The organism is Aeromonas sp. 600527, from assembly GCF_049175415.1.
Classification (GTDB): domain Bacteria; phylum Pseudomonadota; class Gammaproteobacteria; order Enterobacterales; family Aeromonadaceae; genus Aeromonas; species Aeromonas veronii_A.
Genome location: NZ_JAAKVA010000029.1, coordinates 1 through 22,463 on the forward strand (window position 1 = coordinate 1; position 22,463 = coordinate 22,463).

19 protein-coding genes and 1 tRNA gene are annotated in these 22,463 nt (G+C 59.4%); 14 read left to right on the forward strand and 6 right to left on the reverse strand.

The window, feature by feature from the left end; all coding sequences use genetic code 11:
* Positions 1-299: 299 nt before the first annotated feature.
* Positions 300-890: a DUF924 family protein gene (locus tag G5154_RS20835; RefSeq protein WP_421251203.1), complete on the forward strand. Its 591-nt coding sequence runs from the start codon at positions 300-302 to the stop codon at positions 888-890.
* Between the two features lie 64 nt (positions 891-954).
* Here G5154_RS20835 and G5154_RS20840 read toward each other — a convergent pair whose 3' ends face one another.
* From G5154_RS20840 to G5154_RS20860, 5 genes are all read right to left on the reverse strand, one after another.
* Positions 955-2,574 (reverse strand): methyl-accepting chemotaxis protein, encoded by a 1,620-nt coding sequence (locus G5154_RS20840; RefSeq protein WP_270817025.1) that lies wholly within the window; start codon positions 2,572-2,574, stop codon positions 955-957.
* 104 nt (positions 2,575-2,678) lie between these two features.
* Entirely contained in the window at positions 2,679-3,938 is a 1,260-nt protein-coding gene (locus G5154_RS20845) for a dicarboxylate/amino acid:cation symporter (protein WP_201941453.1), read from the reverse strand.
* Positions 3,939-4,142: 204 nt separating this feature from the next.
* Positions 4,143-4,574: a CC0125/CC1285 family lipoprotein gene (locus G5154_RS20850; RefSeq protein ID WP_421251243.1), complete on the reverse strand. Its 432-nt coding sequence runs from the start codon at positions 4,572-4,574 to the stop codon at positions 4,143-4,145.
* Positions 4,575-4,790: 216 nt separating this feature from the next.
* A tRNA-Pro gene (locus G5154_RS20855) sits at positions 4,791-4,867 on the reverse strand.
* A gap of 112 nt (positions 4,868-4,979) precedes the next feature.
* Positions 4,980-6,323, reverse strand: coding sequence for a dihydroorotase (locus G5154_RS20860; protein ID WP_421251204.1), 1,344 nt, complete (start codon positions 6,321-6,323; stop codon positions 4,980-4,982).
* Between the two features lie 80 nt (positions 6,324-6,403).
* Here G5154_RS20860 and G5154_RS20865 point away from each other — a divergent pair, with 80 nt between their 5' ends.
* Positions 6,404-7,279: a 6-pyruvoyl trahydropterin synthase family protein gene (locus G5154_RS20865; protein ID WP_421251205.1), complete on the forward strand. Its 876-nt coding sequence runs from the start codon at positions 6,404-6,406 to the stop codon at positions 7,277-7,279.
* Between the two features lie 71 nt (positions 7,280-7,350).
* Here the strand turns inward: G5154_RS20865 and G5154_RS20870 are convergent, their stop codons facing one another.
* Positions 7,351-9,363, reverse strand: a complete 2,013-nt coding sequence (locus G5154_RS20870) for a methyl-accepting chemotaxis protein (protein WP_005344641.1) — start codon at positions 9,361-9,363, stop codon at positions 7,351-7,353.
* A 252-nt stretch (positions 9,364-9,615) separates the two neighbouring features.
* On the opposite strand from G5154_RS20870, the gene hinT reads away from it, so the two are divergent.
* The 12 genes from hinT (at position 9,616) to tyrA (ending at position 22,069) form a co-directional block, all read left to right on the forward strand.
* Positions 9,616-9,966, forward strand: a complete 351-nt coding sequence (gene hinT / locus G5154_RS20875) for a purine nucleoside phosphoramidase (protein WP_005334033.1) — start codon at positions 9,616-9,618, stop codon at positions 9,964-9,966.
* Positions 9,966-11,402, forward strand: coding sequence for a COG3014 family protein (locus G5154_RS20880; protein ID WP_421251206.1), 1,437 nt, complete (start codon positions 9,966-9,968; stop codon positions 11,400-11,402). The genes hinT and G5154_RS20880 overlap by 1 nt, the downstream gene beginning before the upstream one ends.
* A gap of 83 nt (positions 11,403-11,485) precedes the next feature.
* Positions 11,486-11,884, forward strand: coding sequence for a YcfL family protein (locus tag G5154_RS20885; protein ID WP_224969800.1), 399 nt, complete (start codon positions 11,486-11,488; stop codon positions 11,882-11,884).
* On the forward strand, positions 11,884-12,480 hold the full coding sequence (gene lpoB / locus G5154_RS20890; RefSeq protein WP_421251207.1) for a penicillin-binding protein activator LpoB: 597 nt from the start codon (positions 11,884-11,886) through the stop codon (positions 12,478-12,480). Before G5154_RS20885 ends, lpoB begins: the two co-directional genes overlap by 1 nt.
* Positions 12,470-13,315 carry a phosphotransferase gene (locus tag G5154_RS20895; RefSeq protein WP_421251208.1) on the forward strand — a complete coding sequence of 282 codons (846 nt, stop codon included), beginning with the start codon at positions 12,470-12,472 and terminating at the stop codon, positions 13,313-13,315. Before lpoB ends, G5154_RS20895 begins: the two co-directional genes overlap by 11 nt.
* A gap of 3 nt (positions 13,316-13,318) precedes the next feature.
* Positions 13,319-14,176, forward strand: coding sequence for a DUF6279 family lipoprotein (locus tag G5154_RS20900; RefSeq protein ID WP_421251209.1), 858 nt, complete (start codon positions 13,319-13,321; stop codon positions 14,174-14,176).
* A 94-nt stretch (positions 14,177-14,270) separates the two neighbouring features.
* Positions 14,271-14,705 carry a hypothetical protein gene (locus G5154_RS20905; RefSeq protein ID WP_204478938.1) on the forward strand — a complete coding sequence of 145 codons (435 nt, stop codon included), beginning with the start codon at positions 14,271-14,273 and terminating at the stop codon, positions 14,703-14,705.
* Positions 14,706-14,863: 158 nt separating this feature from the next.
* Entirely contained in the window at positions 14,864-16,666 is a 1,803-nt protein-coding gene (gene secD, locus G5154_RS20910) for a protein translocase subunit SecD (RefSeq protein ID WP_204478936.1), read from the forward strand.
* 150 nt (positions 16,667-16,816) lie between these two features.
* Positions 16,817-17,734 (forward strand): protein translocase subunit SecF, encoded by a 918-nt coding sequence (gene secF, locus G5154_RS20915; protein WP_005334046.1) that lies wholly within the window; start codon positions 16,817-16,819, stop codon positions 17,732-17,734.
* Between the two features lie 289 nt (positions 17,735-18,023).
* Positions 18,024-19,325, forward strand: coding sequence for a glucose-1-phosphate adenylyltransferase (gene glgC, locus G5154_RS20920; RefSeq protein ID WP_421263987.1), 1,302 nt, complete (start codon positions 18,024-18,026; stop codon positions 19,323-19,325).
* Between the two features lie 408 nt (positions 19,326-19,733).
* Entirely contained in the window at positions 19,734-20,807 is a 1,074-nt protein-coding gene (locus G5154_RS20925; protein WP_421243971.1) for a 3-deoxy-7-phosphoheptulonate synthase, read from the forward strand.
* A 134-nt stretch (positions 20,808-20,941) separates the two neighbouring features.
* Positions 20,942-22,069, forward strand: a complete 1,128-nt coding sequence (gene tyrA / locus G5154_RS20930) for a bifunctional chorismate mutase/prephenate dehydrogenase (RefSeq protein WP_421251210.1) — start codon at positions 20,942-20,944, stop codon at positions 22,067-22,069.
* The last annotated feature ends 394 nt before the right edge of the window (positions 22,070-22,463 follow it).

A 22,463-nucleotide genomic window follows, 5' to 3' on the forward strand; every position in this document is an offset into this window, starting at 1 on the left:
CTGGCGATATCGTCGAGCAGGGCCAACAAACTGGTTCCAGCCATATCAAAGATCCCTTATATCAGTGAGAAACGTCTACCCGAAAAATGTCTCGCGTTTGTTCATCACGCCCTTGGTCATCAGCGCCACCTCATGGCGATGGCAGGCCATCATCGGCCGAGACAAGAATCCGGCGCTCGCCATCGGGGGGTTACGTCTTTCGGGCAAAAGATGGCACAGTGTAACGAGAAGCCGCCGTTTCGGCAGCACCCCTGAGCCATTTGTTCCTGGTTCCCTCTGAATCACATCAAGGAGTTCCCATGCAACCCTGGCAACCTCTGATCGATTTCTGGTTTGGCGACGAGGCCGATGATGTCCTGCGGGCCACACGGCAAGCCCCGCTCTGGTGGGGAAAAAGCAGCGAAACGGATGCCCTGCTGGCCAGCCGCTTTGGCGAGCTGGCAGAGGCCGCAGCCAAGGGCAGTCTCGCCCACTGGGCCGATACTCCCAGCGGTCGGCTGGCGCTGATCCTGCTGCTCGACCAGCTGCCCCGCAATATCCATCGCGGCACGCCTGCGGCCTTTGCCCAGGATCCGCTGGCCAGGGATCTCTGCTTGAAAGGGCTATCTAAATCCCTCTCACCACTGGAGCGGGTCTTCTTCTATCTGCCGCTGGAACATGCTGAATCCCGCGAACAGCAGGCCAGAAGTGTGGCGCTGTTCGAGGCACTCACTGCCGAGCAGGCTGGCACACCGGCGCAGGCAACCTTCGCGGGCTTTGCCGACTTTGCCCGCCGCCATCAGGTGATCATCGAACGCTTTGGCCGCTTCCCCCACCGCAACGACATACTCGGTCGCACCAGCACACCGGAAGAGGCGGCATTTTTGCAGCAACCGGGCTCAGGCTTCTAAGCAAGCCATATAAAAAAATCCCCGCCAGCTGGCGGGGATAGCAGATGGATAACAACCGTCGGCGTTACTGAATGCGGTAGCGGGATATCTGCTGGTGGATGCTCTCTGTGGTGACATTGAGCTCCTCGGCGGCGGCTGAGGTCTCTTCCGCTGTGCTGCTGGTTTGCTGCACGACCTGAGCAATCTGCTCTACCTGATGAGCGATCGACTCGGCGGCAGAGCTCTGCTCGCGGATGGCATTGGTGATCTCGCCCACCTGATCCATCACCCGGTGCGACGCACTGCGGATCTCGGCAATAATGGCGCCACTCTCGGTCGCCATGGTGACCCCCTGACTCACCTTCTCCTCCACCAGATGCATGCGAGAGACCGTATTGTTCGACTCCTGCTGGATCGCCTCTACCGTGGCGGAGATCTCCTGGGTGGATTGGGCTGTGCGCTCTGCCAGTTTGCGCACCTCATCCGCCACCACCGCAAAGCCTCGGCCGGACTCTCCGGCCCTCGCCGCTTCAATGGCCGCGTTCAAGGCCAGCAAATTGGTCTGCCCTGCCACATCACGGATCACGTTGACCACACCGCCAATGCGCGAAATGCCCTCACCCAGCGCAATGACCTCGGCCGAGGCCTGCCGAATGGAGTCGGCGATCTCGTTGATGGCATGAACGGTGCGCTCGATGGTCCGGCCTCCCTCGGTCGCCAGTTGCCCCGACTCGTTGGTGATGCGGCTCGTCTCCTGAGTGCGCTGGGAGATATCTGTGATGCTGACCGTCATCTCTTCCACACCGGCGGCTATCAGACTGGTGGCATCATTGGCCTGATTAGCCGAGCTGGCCAGGTGCTGCGCTGCCTGAGAGAGGGATTCGGCGGTGCTCTTGATCTGCAAGCTGCCAACGGAAAATTCGGTAAATGTCTGTTGCAGTGTATCGAGCAGCCGGTTGACCGCATTGAGGGTCAGGCCAATCTCATCCTGCTGTTTCACATCCGCTCTGAGGGTAAAGTTGAGGTCACGCTGGATCCGGGTCAGGGTATCCATGGCGGTGCGAAGGGGATTGGCCACCTGATTGAACAACCAGACAAACAGCCCCATCGTCAGCACGGTGGCACCACCGGCGATCAACAACAGGGTTTGCAGGCTGTTGTCGTAGTTCTCCTGACCCTGCTTCTTGAGCGCCAGTCCCAAATCCATATTGAAGTTGACGTGAAGTTCGATGGCCTTGGCAAACTGCTGGAACAATCCGTATGCCTCTCCCGCCAGCATGTCTCTGGCTTCATCATTCTTGTTTTGGCGGGAGAGCTGCAGAACCTTGTCTATCTCCTGATAATATTGCGCGACAATGCGCTGATCATCGTCGGTCAGGCGCCGATCTTCGTCATTGGAGAGCATCTCTGCCTTATATTTGTCGAGCAGCGAATTGATTTGTCCCCGTATCTCGGTGATACCCGTTTCAATCTGCTGCATCCTGCTTGAGTCGGTATTGAGCACATGTGTTTGTACCAGCGAGTGCAATTCATAGAAATCGGCCTGCACTTCCTTAATCAGCGAAATACTGGGCACCGTATTGTCCGTCACGTAGCTCAAATCACGGTTGCCTGCCCCAAGGCGATTGATACTGAACCAACTGAGAAAAATGAGCGTCAGTATCACCAGCAGCGCTATCAGTTGCAGTCGACGAGCAATATTCATAACCGTACACTCCAGATGGAAACTATCTAGCAGTGTAGACGAGCCATAAACAACAACGGCCCGCATTGGCGGGCCGTTGTTGTTTATTTTTCATGGCTTTGTGATCAGGCTTTGGCTGGCTCACTCTCGCCCAGCGCGACGGTTTCACCCAGACTGTCTTCGGTCTTGGCGACCACGCTGGCGGCGATGGCGTTACCCAGCACGTTGGTGGCTGAACGGCCCATGTCGAGGAAGTGGTCGATCCCCAGCAGCAGCAAGATGCCCGCTTCCGGAATATGGAACTGGTTCAGGGTAGCGGCAATCACCACCAGAGAGGCGCGCGGTACCCCGGCCATCCCCTTGGAGGTGACCATCAACAGCAGCAGCATGGTAATCTGCTGGGCCATGGAGAGCTCGATACCATACGCCTGGGCGATGAACATCACCGCGAAGGTGCAGTACATCATGGAGCCGTCGAGGTTGAAGGAGTAACCCATAGGCAGCACGAAGCTGGCGATGCGCTTGTCACAACCGAACTTCTCCAGACGATCCAGGGTCTTCGGATAGGCCGCTTCGGAGCTGGCAGTCGAGAAGGCAAGCAGGATGGGCTCGCGGATCATCGCCAGCAGCTTGATGACGCGACCACGCAGGAAGACGCTGCCCATGGCGATCAGCAGCAGCCAGAGGCAGACCAGCGCGATATAGAACTGGGCCATAAAGCTGCCGTAAGTGACCAGAATACCCAGCCCCTCTTTGGCCACCATGGCGGCGATGGCGCCAAATACCGCGAACGGCGCAAAGTTCATCACGTAACCGGTCACTTTCAGCATGATCTCGGCAGCGCTGGCCATCAGCACCACCACCGGCTTGGCCAGATCGCCGAGCGCAGCGGCGGCCAGACCGAAGAAGAGGGAGAACACCACAATCTGCAGGATCTCGTTGGTGGCCATTGCCTCTACCACGCTTTTGGGGATGGCGTGGGTCACGAAATCTTTCAGGGTAATGGCACCGGCAGCAATGCCCGAGCTGGCGGTGTCATTGGGCAGGGAGAGCGAAAGCCCCACACCCGGCTGCATCAGGGTCACCATCACCAGACCCAGGCTCAGGGACATCAGGGAGGCCAGCATAAACCAGCCGAGGGTCTTGGCACCGATACGCCCCACGGTGCGGGTGTCGCCCATCTTGGCGATACCGACCACCAGGGTGGTGAAGACCAGGGGTGCGATGATCATCTTGATCAGTCGCAGGAAGATATCGGTCAGGATCGTGATGTTATTGGCAAAATCCGCAGCCTGATCTGCGGCAAACATGCGATAGCCCTGGCCGGTGAGGATGCCAAACATCATGGAGATGAGGATGGCGACCGTCAGTTTATTCATTTTCATGGGGGAGTCCCGGTTTTGATTGGTGCAAGCCGTAAACAGTGGCGTGGGAGCCACTACAGTCCGTTTTTGTGATCCGAGCCGTTGATTCCTGGCGGCTGGTATGCTGGGAGAATGCCTAAAAGCAGGGGGTAAATCTAGAGGCTTTATCCAGAATTTTATCCTGCCATTAGGTGTATGTGATATGGATCTTGCAAACCACCAATATTAATCGCTGCTTATTTTGATTTCTGCGAGATATTTCGCATTCAGAGTTCGCTCATCGAGTGCCCGTGGCAACAGGCGAAAAGTGAGCAGCGCCGAGATGGTATGCTGCACCTGCATCTGGGCCATAAAGAGATCAGGCTCATCCTCGTCAAAGCCGAAGATCGGCCGTGATGGGGTCACCCTGACGGCATCGCGGTTAATGAGCAGCTCATCGACCTTGAGCCAGGAGTAACCCTCTGCCTGTGCCAGCTCCCCTGCCCGCTTGAGCACATATTTGCGGGCGGTCTCCCTGTCCACCAGATCGTTGCCGACAAACTCCAGCTGCCATTTGTCCGGGCCAAGCCGGGTCTGGGAGAAACCGGTCTGGCCGTTCCAGAATGACTTTTCACTCTCGTAAGGGGTGGCGCAGCCCACCAGCAGCAGGGTGAGCATCAGCAGACAACAGGGTTTAGATACGGATGCAGACACGAGAGGCCTCGCCAGGCAAATGAGCAACAGAGTCGTTACTACACCATAAAGCGCGGTGGCTGCACAATCGACTCACGCCAACAGCGACCCGCGTGCATCACCACTGGCTTCACGCCTGTGCGGCAAATCGCAGGCAAAAGAAAAGGCCTTGTCGTTTGACAAGGCCTTTATCGGGGAATTTGGTCGGTGTGAGAGGATTCGAACCTCCGACCCTCTACACCCCATGCAGATGCGCTACCTGGCTGCGCTACACACCGACGGAGTCAGCTCGGCTGACGGGGGCAGAGTTTATGGAGATGACCTAGCCATGTCAACAGGGAAACGCCGCCAATTCCTCGGCCACAGTGCGTTCGCCTGCTTTGCGAACAATCAGCGGTTAAAGGTCAGCCGCTTGCCCAGGATCTGGTCAGTCACCTGCCCGTTTTGCCAGGCGATCTGGCCGTTCACCAGCGTCATCTCCACCGTGCTGTGGAAGCGGTAGCCGTTGAAGGGCGACCAGCCACAGTGGTAGAGGATGTTGTCATCGTTGACCACATAGGGCTTGCCCAGATCCAGCAGCACCAGATCGGCGAAATACCCCTCGCGGATATAACCGCGATCCTGCACCTGGAAGCGCTCGGCTACCGCGTGGGAGGTCTTCTTGACGATGGTCTCCAGGGTAAACACGCCGTTGTGGTAGAGCTCCAGCAGCGCCTGCAAAGAGTGCTGCACCAGCGGCACACCGGACGGCGCCTTGAAGTAGCTGTTCTGCTTCTCTTCCCAGGTGTGGGGCGCGTGGTCGGTGGCGATGATGTCGAGCACGTCGTTGCGTACCGCATCCAGCAGTGCCTGCTGGTCGGCAGCACTCTTCACCGCAGGGTTGCACTTGATCAGGCTGCCCTGGGTCTCGTAATCGGCATCATTGAAGAAGAGGTGGTGAACGCACACCTCGGCGGTGATGTTCTTGTCCTTCAGCTCGCTCAGGTCGTGGCTGGCGGTAAACAGCGACAGCTCCTTGGCCGAGGTCAGATGCAGCACGTGCAGCTTGGCACCGTATTTTTTCGCCAGCGCCACCGCCATGCTGGAGGATTTGTAGCACGCCTCGTCACTGCGAATGCGGCCGTGCTCGACCATCGGCACATTCTCGCCCCACTTGGCCCGCGCCGCCTCTTCCGCCTTGGCGATGGTCGGGGTGTCTTCGCAGTGGGTGACGATCATCACCGGACTTTCGCGGAAGATGGCCGCCAGGGTCTCCTGATTGTCCACCAGCATGTTGCCGGTCGAAGAGCCCATAAACACCTTGACCCCGCAGGACTGCTTGGGGTCGAGACGCTTGATCTCTTCGAGGTTGTCGTTGGTGGCGCCGAGATAGAAGCTGTAGTTGGCGACGGAGGAGTTGGCGGCGATCTGGTATTTGGCTTCGAGGGCGTCGAGGGTGGTGGTCTGGGGATTGACGTTGGGCATTTCCATGAAACTGGTGGTGCCACCGGCGACGGCGGCGCGGGATTCGCTGGCGATAGTCCCCTTGTGGGTCAATCCCGGCTCCCGGAAGTGGACCTGATCATCGATCATTCCGGGGATGAGATGGCGACCTGCGGCATCGATAACCAGCGCATCGGGCGCCTCGATATCCGGGGCGATGCGGGCAATCCGTTCCCCCTCGATCAACACATCGGAGGCATAGATGCGGCCTTCGTTGACCAAGGTGGCATTCTTGATAAGCAGTTTGTTCATGGGGGGTTCCAGTTCCTTTGCCGATAATCGCGGGTCATAATAGCGCAAAACTGCCCTTTCTCTGTAGCAAGGCCTGACTGATGAAGTTATTTGTAAGAGATTTGACCGTGATCGACTCCAGCTACCTGTGCGAACGCCGCGGCATGGTGGGTGAGAGCTGGCTGGTAGATATCGAAATGAGCGGTGAGCTCAACGAAATGAGCATGCTGCTGGACTTTGGCCGGGTAAAGAAGCTGATCAAGTCGATCATTGATGAAGAGGTGGACCACAAGCTGCTGGTGCCGACCGAGTGCCCGCTGATCCACGTCGAGACACTGGATGGTGACGAAAGCACAGTGGATCTGCTGCGCCCGGGTCGCTCCATCCATCTGCGCTGCCCATCCCAGGGCTTTGCCTTTATCCCTGCCCCGCAAGTTGATAAAGAGTCGGTGACCCGCTACCTGCTGGCGGTGCTGGCCAAACGGCTGCCGGGCAACATCAAGGATCTGTCGCTGACCCTGCGTCAGGAGGCGATCACCGGTGCCTTCTACCACTACAGCCACGGCCTGAAAAAGCACGATGGCAACTGCCAGCGCATCGCCCACGGCCACCGCTCTCCCATCGAGATCCACATCGATGGCGAGCGCGACCAGGAGCTTGAGCTCAACTGGGCCGCGCGCTGGGGCGATATCTACCTCGGCACCGAGGAGGACAAGGTGGCGCTGACCGAGCTCGCTTTGAGCCCTCGCGCCAATGCCCAGCTTGGCGGGCATCACTGCGGCTTCAAATATATGGCGCCGCAAGGGCTGTTCCAGCTGGCCATCCCCACCGCCGAGGTGGAGATGATCGACACCGACACCACGGTCGAGCTGCTGGCCTGCTACATTGCTCGCGAAGTGAAGAATATAGTGGGCGACAAGTTCGTCAAGATTGTCGCCTATGAAGGGGTCGGCAAGGGTGCGATTGCCTACGCCTGATCCCCTTGTCGCTGCAGCAATAAAGAGAAGGCCCCGCATCTGCGGGGCCTTGTTGTTTCAACTCTCGACCATCAGGCGCTGAGGCGGAAGCGCTTGACCAGGCTCTCCTGCTGCTCGGCGAGGGAGTCCAGCTGCTGGCTGGTCTCGGCTACCCGCTCAATCCCCTGATAGTTGAGATCCGAGATATCGGAGATGCGGTTGAGATTGGTGGCGATGTCGGCGCTGGTGGCCTGCTGCTGCTCGGCAGCAGAGGCGATCTGGCTCGACATGTCGCTGATCAGCACCACAATCCCCTGCACCTCCTCCATGGCGTTGTTGGCGTGAGAGCTCTGCTCGACGCAGCTGTCCATCTCGCGAGAACACTCCTGCATTACTGTCACTGCCTTGGCAACCCCCTGCTGCAGGTTCTCGATCATGGTCTGGATCTCGCTGGTGGACTGGGCGGTACGACCCGCCAGACTGCGCACCTCATCGGCCACCACCGCAAAACCGCGCCCCTGCTCGCCGGCCCGCGCCGCTTCGATGGCCGCATTGAGGGCCAGCAGGTTGGTCTGCTCGGCGATGCCGCGAATGACATCGAGGATGTTGCCGATCTGGCTGCTCATGCTGCTCACATCACCAATCACCTTGCCAGTCTGTTGCAGCTTGCCCGCCAGCTGATGAGTGGTGGTGATATTGCCTGCCATCACCTTACGCCCCATCTCGGAGGCCTTCTCCACATCCTGCACCCGCTCCAGGGTCTGGTTGGCCGCCTGCGCCACCTCCCGCACCGAGGCCTCCATCTGGGTCATAGCGGCGGCGACCGAGGCGGTCTCCTGCCGCTGTTTCTCCAGATCCGCCCGCACTGATTCGGTGGTATGGCGGTTGCCGTGAGCAGCATCGTTAAGCTGGGCGGACGCCTGTGAAAGCTGCGCCAGCACCTCCCCCATCTGGGCAATCAGCAAGTTGATCTGGCTGCCCAGCTGGCCGAATTCGTTCTTGCTGCGAAAACCGATGCGCTGGGTCATGTCGCCCTGGGTCACTTCGGTCAGCACCCGCAGCAGCTCCCTGAGCGGACGGCGAATGGCCTTGCCCAGGGTATAAGCCACCAGCATGGCGATCAGGATGGCAACCGCTATGCTGGCGCCCTGAGTCAGGGTGCTCTGGCTCTGTGCGGCTTTGGCATGCTGAATACTCTGGTTCATCAGTTGCTGGCTCTGAGCAGTGATCCGCTCAAGCCGATCCTGAATTGCCACGATGAGCGCGCTGGCCTGCTTGCTCTTCTCCCGCATCTGTTCCTGCTGCTTCATCAGCGCCAAATACTGGGAGAGCACGCCTTCGCTTGCGGTCGTATCGCGCACGAAACCATGGACGTAGTGACCCATGTTGTTATCGAAATCCTTGAGCTCCCCCTGCAGATCCTTGATGGTGCTGTTGAACCCTTCAATCTGCATCCTGTTGCGCTTGAGCGCGGCTTCAATGGGCGCGGGAATACTCTGATTGAGGGCATCCATGGTAGAGAGTTCGATGGCGGAGAGCTTGGTGGTCAGGGTCTCGGAGAGCATCTTGATAAAGCTGTCGTCGATGGTGACCATCATGTCCCCCAGACTCTTCTTGAACTGGGGCAGACTGACCTGAAACTGCCCCTTGGCCAGATTGACCTTGTGCAGCCGGGTAAGCAGTGCCTCGTGTTCGCCGGGTAGGGTGTCGGTCAGTTGCAGGTAGCTGTCGACCTGCTGGCTGAGCGTGCTCATCTCCCCTTGCAGCTCGGGGTGGTGGGCGACCTGCTGGCGCAAGGCGTCAAGACTTTTGCCTACCGCGGCCTTGGCCTGTTTCAGTTCGGCCACTTCGGCCGGCAGCTGTTTGGGATCCTGCTCGGTGAGCACATCCCCCAGCCACTTGTTGGCGCTGAGCAGGGTGATCTGGGTCTGACTGCTGGCAATTACCAGCGGCATCGACTGCTGGGTAACCTGCTCCAGCGCGTTCCCCAGAGTCTCCTGGCTACGAAATGTGAGCAGTGAACTGGCCACCATCACGGCCACCAGGATCGCGAAGCCAAGGTAGACTCGCTGCAAGATGGAGAGATCCGACATTGTTTGTTTCATTATTGTCCCGCTGTATATGCAAAAGTCCCTTGCCTGAGTACCCCGTCCTTTTGATACCCTGCAGACCACCCTGAACAGGCGCTGCAGATGACGTCCCTCTGGCTATCGGTATTTTTAACAATAACTGAAGGGAATGGGACATCAGCTGTGTCAAATGTCGGCTTGTGTCACACTTGGCGTGCTGCTCGCCCCCCTTTCGGGAGCCGCTTGGGGTTCTAGTTCAATTTTCTGTTTCATATAAGGGAGTTAGCCATGGCGCAAGAAACCATTTTCAGCAAAATCATCCGTAAAGAGATCCCCGCCGACATCCTTTATCAAGACGATCTGGTCACCGCATTCCGGGATATCCAGCCCAAGGCCAAAACCCATATTCTGATCATCCCCAATGTGCTGATCCCCACCGTCAATGACGTGGAAGCCGAACATGAACTGGCCCTTGGCCGGATGTTCACCGTGGCCCGCAAACTGGCCGCCGAGGCTGGCATCGCCGAAGATGGCTACCGCCTCATCATGAACTGCAACCGCCACGGCGGGCAGGAGGTCTACCACATCCACATGCATCTGGTCGGTGGCCAGCCGCTGGGACCGCTGCTCAGCCTGTAATGAATCGCCACGCCTCAACCTGCCGCAGCGCCCTGTTGCTCTGCGGCGCCCTGCTGTTGCTGGGAGGCTGCGCCTCCCGCTGGCAGGATATGTTCGTCTCCTATTCCGATCAGATGGTGCCCCTGCGCAACCAGCTGCTGCTGGGCCATGCCGCCGAGGCGCTGCCCGAGGTGCGTGACTCCACCCTTGGGGATGACACCTTTGTGCTGGATCGGCTCGAACAGGGGCGCATTGCCTGGCTCGCCGGTCAGGATGCGGGCAGCAAGCAGGCGTTCGCTGCCGCCGACAGCCGCCTTCAGTGGGAAGACAATCAGGCCGAATACCGGCTGAGCCACGGTCTGGATCAGGTGGGCAGTCTGCTCACCAACGACCAGTCGATGGCCTATCTCACTCCCGATTACGAACGCACCATGCTGCACCACTATCTGGCCCTCAACTACCTGCAACGGGGTGATGCCGATGGCGCCCTGGTGGAGGTGCGCCGGGCCAATCAGGTGCAGGAGCAGGCCCTGAAACGGCGAGCCGATGAGGTGCGCAAGGCGAAGGATGAGAGCGAAGAGGCCGAAGCAGAAGGCGAGATGCGCCAGCTGATGTCGCGCGGCGCACCGGATCTCGACCGGTTGATCGGCAAGGTCAAAAACGGTTTTCAGAACGCCTACACCTTCTACTTTTCTGCCGTGCTCTATGAGGCGGCCGGGGATCTCAACGACGCCTGGGTCGACTATCAACGCGGCTACCAGATAGCGCCGGACAACCGCAGCCTGCAAGATGCCTTGCTGCGTCTGGCGCGGCTGCGTGGCTCACCGGACGAGATCCGCGAGACAGAGAAAAAGATAGGCCGCAAAGCGCCATTGCCAGCTAAAAATCAGGGCCAATTGGTGGTGCTGTTTGAAGATGGTTTGATCCCGGCACGGCGCGAACTGTTCCTGCCTCTGCCCATCTCCACCTCCCGCGGCGATTTTCGCACCTTTACCGTCGCCATCCCCTATTACGATAATCGGGCCAGCGACACCGGCCCGCTGACAGTGGAAGTCGGCAAGCGGGTCGAGCAGACCAGCGAGCTGGTCAGGCTGGAAGCACTAGCTGCCAAAGATCTGCAAGAGCGGCTGCCCGGTATGCTGACCCGCCAGGCGCTGCGACTGGTGGCCAAGGAGCAGATGCGCCGCACCGCCGCCAAAGAGGGAGGGGATGTGGGCAATATTCTGGTGGGGATCTTCAACACTCTCTCGGAACGAGCCGATACCCGCAGCTGGCTGACGCTGCCAGCTCAGGCATCGAGCTGGCAGGGGATGGTGCCGGCAGGTGACATCAATCTCACCCTGGGCGCGGGGGCAGCCCAGCGGCAATTGCCGCTCACCATCCACAAGGGACGCATCACCCTGGTCTGGGTACAGCGCCTCGGCGCTGATCTGACCACCCGGGTGATGCCGCTCTGAGCAGACGGCGAAGAGAGATGAGCAAGACAATTAACCGGGCAGGCACACTCGCGGCCCCACTCACCCCGATTAAGGAGAGCAAGATGAAAGCATACGGGTTGGCCCTCGGGCTCGCGCTGCTGCTGACCGGCTGCGCCACCAACACCTCCGGCGTGGCGCTCTATGGCCCGGCGGGCGGTGCACCAGTGGCAGAGCAGCATCAAAACGTCAACGTCACCCTGACCGAGCTGAGCCGCCGCCAGCAAAATGGCCTGCTGCAGGTCAATGTGGCCGCCGCCAGCACCCAGCGCGGCGATAACAAGCTGCAATATATCTTCTATTGGTATGATGAGGCCGGTCAGGAGGTCGCCAGCGATGGCCGCGGCTGGACCCCCATCAAGCTGCATGGCTATCAGACCCGCACCCTCTCGGCCCTGGCACCCAGCCCGGCGGCGCAGGGTTACCGGATTTACGTACGCGAAGTGATTGAGGAATCCAACTGATGAAAATGAATCATGCCCTGCTGATATTGACCTCTGCATTGCTCTTGGGCGGCTGCTCCAGCACCACTGTCAGCTATGGCGATCCCACTGAAACCGAAACCGTCACCGTCGATTACGGCTCAAGCGACCTGCAGGCCATCGCCGACAAGATGGCGGACTCCATGCTCGCCTCCCCTGCCACCAGCGAGATCACCGCAGGCGGTCGTCCGGTGATGTTTATGGACTCTATCCGCAACAAGACCTCCGAGCACATCGATACCGAAGCCATCACCGATACCATCCGCACCAAGTTGCTGCGGGCCGGCAAGTTCCGCTTCGTCGACATGAGCAAGGTGGCCGCCGTCAAGCAGCAGCTCGAATACCAGCAGAGCAGCGGCATGGTGGATCCTGCCTCCATGGTGCGGCTTGGCAAGCAGAGCGGTGCCCGCTACATGGTCTATGGCAACCTCGCCAGCATCGTCAAGGACAATGGCAAGGTGAAGGATGTCTACTACCAGATGACCATGAACCTGATGGATCTGCAAAACGGCGAACTGCTGTGGGCCGATCAGAAAGAGATCCGCAAACAGGCGAAGAAATCCACCTTTGGCTGGTAACAGGCTCCCGCAGACAGGCAACCGTGATCCGCTACTGGCCTGCCTGCCCGCCCCCTGGCGGGAGGGGCAGCTGGAACCACTCGGGTTAGGCCTGACCAACTGCAACTATCGACTGCGCCTCCCCTCGGGGCGCAGTTACTTTTTGCGTCAGGGCCACTCCGACCCGGTGCGCCTTGGCATCGACCGTCCCACCGAGTGGCAGCTTTATCAGGGCGCGATGGGCGAAGGGTTGGCACTGTCTTGCCACTATGGCGATCCCGCCAGCGGTCTGATGCTGCTCGAATGGTGCGATGAGCCAAACTGGGTACACGCGGCGCCACCGGAAGTCGATCAGCCCCGCCTGCTGGCTGAGGTGCTGCGCAAGCTCCATCGCCTGCCGCTGCCTGCGGTGGTGATGGCGGTGCGAGCCCACGCCGCGAGCTATCGCGCCCGACTGGCCCACATTCCCTCCTGGCTGCCCGCCCTGGAGCGGGGCTTGCTCGCCAGCAGTGAGCCAAATGATTGCTGGCGCCCTTGCCACCATGATCTCAATCCGGCTAACTTGTTGGGAAGCAAACCCTGGGTCATAGACTGGGAGTATGGCGCGGCAGGTCACCCCGGCTTTGAGCTCGCCAGCATCCAGCGCACCCATGAGTGGCCCGCCGAGCGGCGCGACGAGCTGGAAGCACACTATCTGCAGGCCGTGCCGCGCCACCAGTGGCCCGATTTTCAGAGCGAGGCATTTTTACCCTGGGTCGACTATATCGGCCTGCTCTGGTCCCTGCTGATGGCAGAGCAACAGCCCTCACTCGACTATGACACCCTGATCGCCATCAACCGGCAACGACTGGAGTAACAGATGATAAACAAGGTGCGCTGGCACAAGCCGAAAACCTGGGGTCTGCTGCTGATCGGCCTGCTGCTGACCGGCTGCTCCACCCGGGTGATCTACTACTGGCTCGATACCGCCATCATCTGGCAGCTGGATGACTACTTTGCCCTCTCCTATTCGCAGAAGGATCTGCTCAGCCGCGAAGTGAAGGGGCTGATGGCCTGGCATCGCCAACACGAGCTGCCGCGCTACTCCAGGGATCTCGATGCACTGGCCAAGGCGGTGGCCAGCCCCATGACGCCGGAGCAGATCTCGACCAACCTGGATGCGGTGCAGCAGAGCCTGACCCGCACGCTGGAAAACACTATCCCCCGCGCGGTCAGGCTGGCGCGCACCCTGACCGATGAGCAGGTGGCCCGCTTTATGACCGATCGGGTCAAGCGGCAACAGGAGCGGCAAAAGGACTTTGCCACTGAGCCCAAAGAGCAGATGCTGGCAGAGTTTCGCGACAAGATGAACAAGCGGCTCGAGTTCTGGATTGGCGAGGTGAAACCGGCACAGGCACCACTGGTGGCCCAGTGGGCCGAATGGCAATACGAGCTGATGCCCCCCTGGCTCGAGTTTCAGGAGTCCTGGACCCAGGAGCTGGACAGGCTGATGAAGCAGCGCCAGAGTCCCGACTTTACCCGCGAGCTGACTGACCTGCTGGCCGAGGGGGATGGGCTGATGGATGGCCGCTTTACCGGCTATACCGAACAGTCGCGCCAGCGTACCGTCAACTGGCTGAGCGCCATGAGCCAGTCGCTGGATATCTCCCAGCGGGCCCATCTCTACTCCCTGCTCAAGGGCTACGCCCGCGACTTCAAGCAGATGAGCGGCAGCTGACAAACGGCGCCGAATGGTGCCGCACACCCGAGCAACCTTGTTCAAACCGGGCGCTTATGGTAGTTTGCCCTTCCTATTTATCGGGAATTAACTTTTGCGCCTTATCGACAAAGTAAAACTGGTGCTGGTAACTCTGGTTATCGCCCTCACCCTGCTTTGTTCCATCGCCCGAATGGAAGGCCCGCTGCTACCCGCATCTCCCCAGAGTGAACAGCAGCAGACTCAGGTGTTCAATCAGCTTAGCGACAGCGATGATGACATCATCAAGTTTGTCGGCAGCCATCAGAATCACCTGCTGCGTCTCGAACAATCCCTGCGCAGTGACAACCAGCCCAAGAGTGTGGTCTACGAGCTGATCCAGAGCTGGTCGGCCCAGGCCATCCTGCTGTTGCTGCTCGGCTGGCTGATGCTGGCCCCCGAGCTCTATCACAAACAGAGTTTTCGCGATCGCTTTGGCGCGATCCACCGGCGCCATCTACAGCGCCAACATCTGCAATACCGCTTCACCCAGAGCTATCTGAGCGCCTGACCCCGGAGGGGCTGGCACATCCACTGTTTGCTCATCTCCTCTTCCTGACGGATCCGGCAACTGCCTGATCCGCATCTGATGCATCCCATTTTTTGCGCCTTGCCGAGCCTTGTTGCTATCGGCCCGGGCACCATTCTCCTGACAGAGGCTTGTTTGCCATGAGAAAGAGCAATCGCACCGTTCTCAACCGCATGAGCAAGTGGCAGTACGCACTGCTGCTGTTGATGCTGTTGACCTTTACCTTCTATTCGCTGCCCACCTTCTTTGGCGAGCAGCCCTCTCTTGGTCTGCACGGACAGCAGCGCCTGACCACCCAGCAGCAGATGCTGCTGAGCGACAAACACCTGACCCCGGTCAAGGTCATTGAGCAACCTGAGCGGGTCGAGCTGGTCTTTGCCAGTCAGGGCGATCAGCAGCGCGCCAAGCAGTTGCTGGAACAGCAAGGGGTCGACAGTGCCGCCCTGACCCTGGAATTTCACTCCAACGCGCCGACCTGGATCACCCGCCTCGGCGCCGACCCCATCAAGCTGGGGCTGGATCTGCGTGGCGGCTCCCAACTGCTGATTGGGGTGGACGTGGACTTTGTCATCGACAATCAGACCAAGAATTTGGTGGATACCCTGCGCACCCGCTTCCGTGAAGCCAACCTGCGTGGCGCCAACGTCACGCGCAGCGCACAGGGCGCCGTAGCCGTCACCCTGCCGGAGGTCGCCGAACAGGAGAGCTGGCTCGCCATCATCAAGGAGAGTGCCGGTACCCGTCAGGATCAGTGGAAGCTGACCCGCTCCGGCAATGATCTGAAACTGGTGCTGAGCGAGGCGGAGCGTACCCTGCTGGTCAACAACGCCGTGACCCAGAACCTGTCGATCCTGAAAAAACGGATCAACGAACTCGGCATCGTCGAGGCCTCAGTGGTGCGTCAGGGCCAAGATGGCATCCGTATCGAACTGCCTGGGGTGCACAACCCCAAGCAGGCGAAAGAGGTGATCGGGGCCACCGCCTCGCTGGCCTTCTACGAGGCCAAAGCCGACAGCCACTTCTATATCGCCGATCGCAACGGTCAGGCCGTAGGCATGGCACGCAAGCCGGTACTCACCGGCGAGCACATCGTCGATGCCCGCGCCAACATGGGCGAAATGGGTCAACCCCAGGTCAATATCGTGCTCGACACCCTGGGTGGCAGCAAGATGAACCAATTCAGCCGCCAGCATGTGGGCAAGCCGATGGCAACCGTCTTCACCGAGTACAAGACCAACGCTCAGGGCAAACTACGCGCCCAGAGCGAGGTGATCAACGTCGCCACCATCCAGACCGCCCTTGGCAACCAGTTCCGCATCACCGGCATTGGCAGTCTGCCGGAGGCGCAAGAGCTGGCAATGCTGCTGCGTGCCGGCGCCCTCACCGCCCCTCTCAAGATCCTGGAAGAACGCAGTATTGGCCCGACGCTGGGGATGCAGAATATCGAGGCGGGCTTCACCGCGCTGGCCTTCGGCATGGCGGGCATGATGCTGTTCATGATGGCCTGGTACCGCAAATTCGGTTGGGTTGCCATCACGGCGCTGGTCGCCAACCTGTTGATGCAGGTCGGCATGCTGGCAGTGCTGCCGGGCGCCGTGCTGACCCTGCCGGGGATCGCCGGTCTGGTGCTGACGGTGGGTATGGCGGTGGATACCCATGTGCTGATCTTCGAGCGGATCAGGGACCGTCTGCGAGAAGGAGGCTCACTGGCCAACGCCATCGATTTTGGCTATCGCTCGGCCTTCCACACCATTTTCGATGCCAACATCACTACGCTCATCTGTGCTGTGGTGCTCTACTCCATCGGCTCCGGGCCGCTGCAGGGCTTCTCCATCACCCTTATTCTGGGTCTGCTCTCCAGCATGATCACCGGGATCTGGGGGACGCGCGCCATCATCAATCCCCTGTGGGGACGCAGCAGCGAGCGCACGCTGAAGGTGTAACGGGACAGCCGTCCCTCTGATGAGCGGCTTTGGTTGCGCCATCGGCCATGGATATGGCCGGGGCGGCCAAAGCAGAACACTATTTCCCGGCGTGTCGCGACACGTCGTGATGGGCCAACAGCCAGATGCTGGCTGGCCAAGGAGAAAATTATGTTGAGAATGATCGTTGCCATGGGGCTGACCCGTTGGCGTTATATTGGCCTGTGGGCTTCTATCCTGCTGACCGTGGCCAGCGTCGCCATCTTGCTGGTGAACGGCCTGACACTGGGGCTCGATTTTACCGGCGGGATCCTGCTGGAGTTTCATATCCAGACCCTGAAAGAGGCCCATGAGCTCAATGCCATGCTGGTCTCCCCGCTGGCGGGGGCCGTTGAGCTCAGCTCGGCCGGTATTCCCGGCGAGTGGCTGATCAAGCTGCCCCCCCACGAACTGCCCTGGCCCGCGGCGGATCTCGCCACCATGCTGACCCAACAGCTGGGGATGCCGGTCGAGTTGCTGCGCACCACCATCGTCGGCCCTCAGGTGGGTGCCGAACTGTTCCAGCAGGGGATGCTGGCCGTGCTGGTCGCTTCGCTGGCGATGTCGGCCTATCTGGCGTTTCGCTTCGAGTGGCGTCAGGCCATCGGCATCCTGCTCTCGGTGGTCCATGACGCCATCGTGGCGCTGGGGCTGCTGTCACTCTTTCAGATCGAATTCGATCTGAACATCATCGCCGGTTTGATGGCGGTGATCGGCTACTCCCTCAACGACAGCATCGTCATCTCGGACAGGTTGCGGGATCTGCTGAGCTCGCGTACCCAGATGGGCATCCACGAATGCTCCGATGTGGCCATCAAGGCGACCTTCAGTCGCACCATGATCACTTCGGGCACCACCCTGTTTACCGTGGGCGCATTGTTGCTGTTTGGCGGTGACGCCCTCTACGGCTTCTCCTTCACCCTGTTTGCCGGGATCCTGGTGGGCACCGTCTCCTCCATTACCGTCGCCTCGACCGTGCAGGAGCTGCTTGGGCTCACCCCGCAGGCCTACCAGAAGAAGAGCGAGGAGCCACTGGCCAACGCAGCCTGAACCTTGTTAACCAGGCCCGGCTTACCGAGTCTCAACGAACCGTGCCCCTGCCAACCATTGGCAGGGGCTTTTTCCATCCCTCCTCTCGGTCTCTCGCCGCCCCTTTTTTTGCTCGGCTCGCTTCAATTGACAACTGACCATATTGAAAGCAATGACGGATCAACCCGTCATTTTTAATAACAAAAAGGTCATTTTATTACGTCAGAAACCATAAAATGTGACTGAAAGCACTTTCTTGAGGGCTCAAAGGAGGCAACATTGTAGTGATTTATCTACAAAGGGATATGAGATGTTGTTACAACCTGCCAATACAGCAAAATCCAGACAGTTGCTGAACGAGACCATGGCTTTGGTACTCGCAGGAGGGCGGGGTAGTCGCCTCAAACAGTTAACCGACAACCGTGCAAAACCTGCCGTTCATTTCGGCGGCAAATTCCGCATCATCGATTTCGTGCTCTCCAACTGCATCAACTCCGGCATTCGTCGGGTAGGTGTCGTGACCCAGTACAAATCCCACAGCCTGTTGCGCCATCTCCAATCGGGCTGGTCTTTCCTGCGCTACCAGATGAACGAGTTTATCGATCTGCTCCCTGCCCAGCAGCGGGTGGATGAGGTGAACTGGTATCGGGGTACCGCCGATGCGGTCTACCAGAATCTGGATATCATCCGCGATCACGCCCCCAAATATGTGGTGGTGCTGGCAGGCGATCACATCTACAAGATGGATTACGCCGCCATGCTGCTCGACCACGTCAATATGGGCGCCAAGGTGACCGTTGCCTGCATCGAGGTGCCACGCAGTGAAGCAAGCGCCTTCGGTGTAATGGCGGTGGATGATGATCGCAAGATCAATGCCTTCGTCGAAAAGCCTGCTAACCCGCCCGCCATGCCGGGCAAGGCCGACACCGCGCTGGCCTCAATGGGCGTCTATATCTTCGATGCGGAGTATCTCTATCAGCTGCTGGAAGAGGACATTGCCAACGAGCAGTCCCATCACGATTTCGGCATGGACGTGATCCCCCGCGTGGTGAAAGAGGGCACCGCATTCGCTCACCCGTTTGGCATGTCCTGTGTCGGCTGCTGTCCGGATCGCCGCCCCTACTGGCGCGATGTGGGCACCGTGGACTCCTTCTGGGAGGCCAATATGGATCTCGCTTCCGTCACGCCGGAGCTCGATATCTACGATCAGGACTGGCCCATCTGGACCAGTCAGAACATGACTCCTCCCGCCAAGTTCGTGCAGGACCGAAACGGCCAGCACGGCATGACCATCAACTCCATGTTTGCCGGGGGCACCATCGTCAGTGGCTCTTTCATCCTGAGTTCGGTGCTCTTTACCAATGTGCGGGTCGACTCCTTTTGCACTCTGGATCAGGCCGTTATCTTCCCGGGTGTGGAGATTGGTGCCGGTTGCCGACTGCGCCGGGTGGTGATCGACAAGGGGTGCAAACTGCCGGAAGGCACGGTGATCGGTGAAAACGCCGATGAAGATGGACGTCGCTTCCACCGCTCCGAGCAGGGCATAGTGCTGGTCACCCAGGGGATGCTCACTCGCCTGAACAAAGAGCTGCAGGAAAAACAAAAGCGCTGATCCGCAGCCAGACGGGATCCCCCTTCCTACCGCAAAGGGAGCCATCATGGCTCCCTCTTTCTATGGCTGACCAGATAGCCACCTCACACCATCATTGCCATCGCGTAGCTGTGCAGCAGAGATGACATTCACTGTGCTCGAACAGCTGAACAATGCAGCCTTTACGCCTCAAACTGTAAACATTAAATTACAAAATAACCATTAACCCTCCGAAAACCTCTCTGTATTATTCCTGTTCGCACTATATAGCAGCTCCTTTATCTGACTTTTTAGCGGTAAATCCGCTAGTTTCACTTGATTGTTTGTTTTTCCTTGGTAAGGTGAGGGCGGTTGCGTAACAAAGCAGGTACCAACGTAAACATATCGGTACAATCGCTTTTGGCTTAATACAGTAGAGAGAATGAAATCATGCAAAGAGACCCCCTGAACAACATCCATATCCAGTCCGAACAAGTGATGATCACGCCTGCCCAGCTCAAGGAGAAGTTACCCATCTCCGACAAAGCGCTGGCATTCGTGCAAGGGGCCCGCAATACCATCGCCGACATCATCCACCGTCGCGATCACCGCTTGCTGGTGATCTGTGGTCCCTGCTCCATCCACGATATGGACGCCGCCAAAGAGTACGCAACCAGACTCAAAGCGCTGCATGATGCCTATCAGGACTCTCTCTACATTGTCATGCGGGTCTACTTTGAGAAGCCGCGCACCACAGTCGGCTGGAAAGGCTTTATCAACGACCCCAATCTGGATGGCACCTTCGATGTGGAGCTGGGGCTTCATCGTGCCCGCGAGCTGCTCTGCTGGCTGGCGGAGCTGGAGTTGCCGCTGGCCACCGAAGCGCTCGACCCCATCAGCCCACAATACCTGGCCGAGCTCTTCTCTTGGTCGGCTATCGGCGCCCGCACCACCGAATCCCAGACCCACAGGGAGATGGCGTCCGGCCTCTCCATGCCGGTCGGCTTCAAGAACGGCACCGACGGCAACCTGGGGACCGCCATCAATGCGCTGCAGGCGGCCTCCTCCCCTCACGCCTTTATGGGGATCAACCAGCAGGGCCAGGTTGCGCTGCTGCAGACCCAGGGCAACCCGGATGGCCACGTGATCCTGCGCGGCGGCAAACATCCCAACTACGACTCGGTCAACGTGTCGCTGGCGGAAGAGGCGCTGGAGAAAGCGGGCCTGCTGCCGAGCCTTGTGGTGGATTGCAGCCACGGCAACTCCAGCAAGGATCACCGTTTGCAACCCAAGGTGGCCGACAACGTCATCCACCAGATCCAGGAGGGCAACCGCTCCATCATCGGGGTGATGCTCGAATCCAACCTGTTCGAGGGCAACCAGTCCAGCGAGCAGCCCAAGGAGCAGATGCGCTACGGGGTCTCCATCACAGATGCCTGCATCGACTGGGACACCACCGCCACCCTGCTGGCCCGCTGCCACAGCCAGCTGGCTGACCCTCTCAAGGGCAGAACTGCGCGGTAAGCCGTGGTATCTTGTCGTAACCTATTGAACAATCGAGGTATCACCGCTGGTGGCATCAAGCCGCTCACGCCGTGATACCTTGTTGCATCTTGAATTTCAGGGCGCCGCCGCTGCGGCGCCAGCAGGGACTGGATATGGCTGAAGAGTTGAATGTACTCAGGGACAAGATAGATGCGGTGGACAAGCAGCTTATCGATCTGCTGGCCGCCCGTCTGGCCCTGGTGGGAGAAGTGGGTGAGGTAAAGAGTCGCTACGGCCTGCCCATCTATGCACCGGATCGGGAAGCGAGCATGCTGGCCCGCCGCCGCGCCGAGGCCGAGCAGTTGGGAGTGCCCGGCGATCTCATCGAAGACGTACTGCGCCGGGTGATGCGCGAATCTTACGCCAGCGAGAAAGATACCGGCTTCAAATGCATAAAGCCGGACCTTGGCAAAGTGGTCATCATCGGTGGTCAGGGCCAGCTTGGTCGGCTGTTCGGTCATATGTTCAGCCTCTCAGGCTATCGGGTCGAGACGCTGGAGCAAGCCGACTGGCCACGCGCTGACGAGATCCTCGCCGACGCGGGTCTGGTGATGGTGGCGGTGCCCATCGATATCACCTGCCAGATCATCGACCGCCTCGGCAACTTGCCCGCCCACTGCCTGCTGGTGGATGTCACCAGCGTAAAAGCGGCGCCGCTCGAACATATGCTGGCGGTACATCAGGGGCCGGTACTGGGACTGCACCCCATGTTCGGGCCGGATGTGGCGAGTCTCGCCAAGCAGGTGATCGTCTGCTGCCAGGGTCGTAACCCCGTCGCCAGCCAATGGCTGCTGGATCAGATGACCATCTGGGGCGCCCGCTTGCAACAGGTGGAAGCCAAGGCCCACGATGAGGCGATGACCCTCATTCAGGCACTGCGTCACTTCGCCACCTTTGCCTATGGCTGGCACCTCTCCCGGGAGCAGGCCAATCTGGATCGCCTGCTGAGTTTGAGCTCCCCCATCTACCGGCTGGAGCTCGCCATGGTGGGGCGGCTGTTTGCTCAGGATCCCCACCTCTATGCCGACATCATTTTGTCGTCACCGCAGAATCTGGCGATGATCCGCCGCTACTACCAAAACTTCGGCGAAGCGCTGGGGCTCTTGGAGCGGGGGGACAGGGACGGTTTCATCGAGGCCTTCTCGCAAGTCTCCGGTTTCTTCGGCGAGCATGCCGACCAGTTCCTGCGTGAAAGCCGCATGCTGCTGGCCCAGGCCAACGACCGCCGCCAACACGGCTGATCCTGCAAAAGCAGCTACCTCATATCGCCAGAATGGGAAGATGCCTGAGCATCTTCCCATTTTATTTGTTACATATTTAAACACTGACGTCAGTCACGCTCGGCCTTACGTCGAGCCCCACCGCTGACTGGCCTCAATGCCCTCATCTGGCGCTGCCTCACATCCAGCAAGTATGCCTCCTCAATATCCACGCAATCCGCGCAAATAGCACCGCCCCTTGCAAGGGCTGCCAGATTCTAACGGTCAAACCAAACGGCTGCGAGCAAGGCTGTACGACGCAAAGAAGAACAGTGCCTCCCATCAAAGAGATAAGCAGGAAGCAGGAAGCAGGAAGCAGGAAGCAGGAAGCAGGAAGCAGGAAGCAGGAAGCAGGAAGCAGGAAGCAGGAAGCAGG

Excerpts from the sequence above, each read along its gene's own strand:
- G5154_RS20835 (WP_421251203.1), top strand. The coding sequence starts at position 300 with ATGCAACCCTGGCAACCTCTGATCGATTTCTGGTTTGGCGACGAGGCC.
- G5154_RS20840 (WP_270817025.1), bottom strand. The coding sequence starts at position 2,574 with ATGAATATTGCTCGTCGACTGCAACTGATAGCGCTGCTGGTGATACTG.
- G5154_RS20845 (WP_201941453.1), bottom strand. The coding sequence starts at position 3,938 with ATGAAAATGAATAAACTGACGGTCGCCATCCTCATCTCCATGATGTTT.
- G5154_RS20850 (WP_421251243.1), bottom strand. The coding sequence starts at position 4,574 with ATGCTCACCCTGCTGCTGGTGGGCTGCGCCACCCCTTACGAGAGTGAA.
- G5154_RS20860 (WP_421251204.1), bottom strand. The coding sequence starts at position 6,323 with ATGAACAAACTGCTTATCAAGAATGCCACCTTGGTCAACGAAGGCCGC.
- G5154_RS20865 (WP_421251205.1), top strand. The coding sequence starts at position 6,404 with ATGAAGTTATTTGTAAGAGATTTGACCGTGATCGACTCCAGCTACCTG.
- G5154_RS20870 (WP_005344641.1), bottom strand. The coding sequence starts at position 9,363 with ATGAAACAAACAATGTCGGATCTCTCCATCTTGCAGCGAGTCTACCTT.
- hinT (WP_005334033.1), top strand. The coding sequence starts at position 9,616 with ATGGCGCAAGAAACCATTTTCAGCAAAATCATCCGTAAAGAGATCCCC.
- G5154_RS20880 (WP_421251206.1), top strand. The coding sequence starts at position 9,966 with ATGAATCGCCACGCCTCAACCTGCCGCAGCGCCCTGTTGCTCTGCGGC.
- G5154_RS20885 (WP_224969800.1), top strand. The coding sequence starts at position 11,486 with ATGAAAGCATACGGGTTGGCCCTCGGGCTCGCGCTGCTGCTGACCGGC.
- lpoB (WP_421251207.1), top strand. The coding sequence starts at position 11,884 with ATGAAAATGAATCATGCCCTGCTGATATTGACCTCTGCATTGCTCTTG.
- G5154_RS20900 (WP_421251209.1), top strand. The coding sequence starts at position 13,319 with ATGATAAACAAGGTGCGCTGGCACAAGCCGAAAACCTGGGGTCTGCTG.
- secD (WP_204478936.1), top strand. The coding sequence starts at position 14,864 with ATGAGAAAGAGCAATCGCACCGTTCTCAACCGCATGAGCAAGTGGCAG.
- secF (WP_005334046.1), top strand. The coding sequence starts at position 16,817 with ATGTTGAGAATGATCGTTGCCATGGGGCTGACCCGTTGGCGTTATATT.
- glgC (WP_421263987.1), top strand. The coding sequence starts at position 18,024 with ATGTTGTTACAACCTGCCAATACAGCAAAATCCAGACAGTTGCTGAAC.
- G5154_RS20925 (WP_421243971.1), top strand. The coding sequence starts at position 19,734 with ATGCAAAGAGACCCCCTGAACAACATCCATATCCAGTCCGAACAAGTG.
- tyrA (WP_421251210.1), top strand. The coding sequence starts at position 20,942 with ATGGCTGAAGAGTTGAATGTACTCAGGGACAAGATAGATGCGGTGGAC.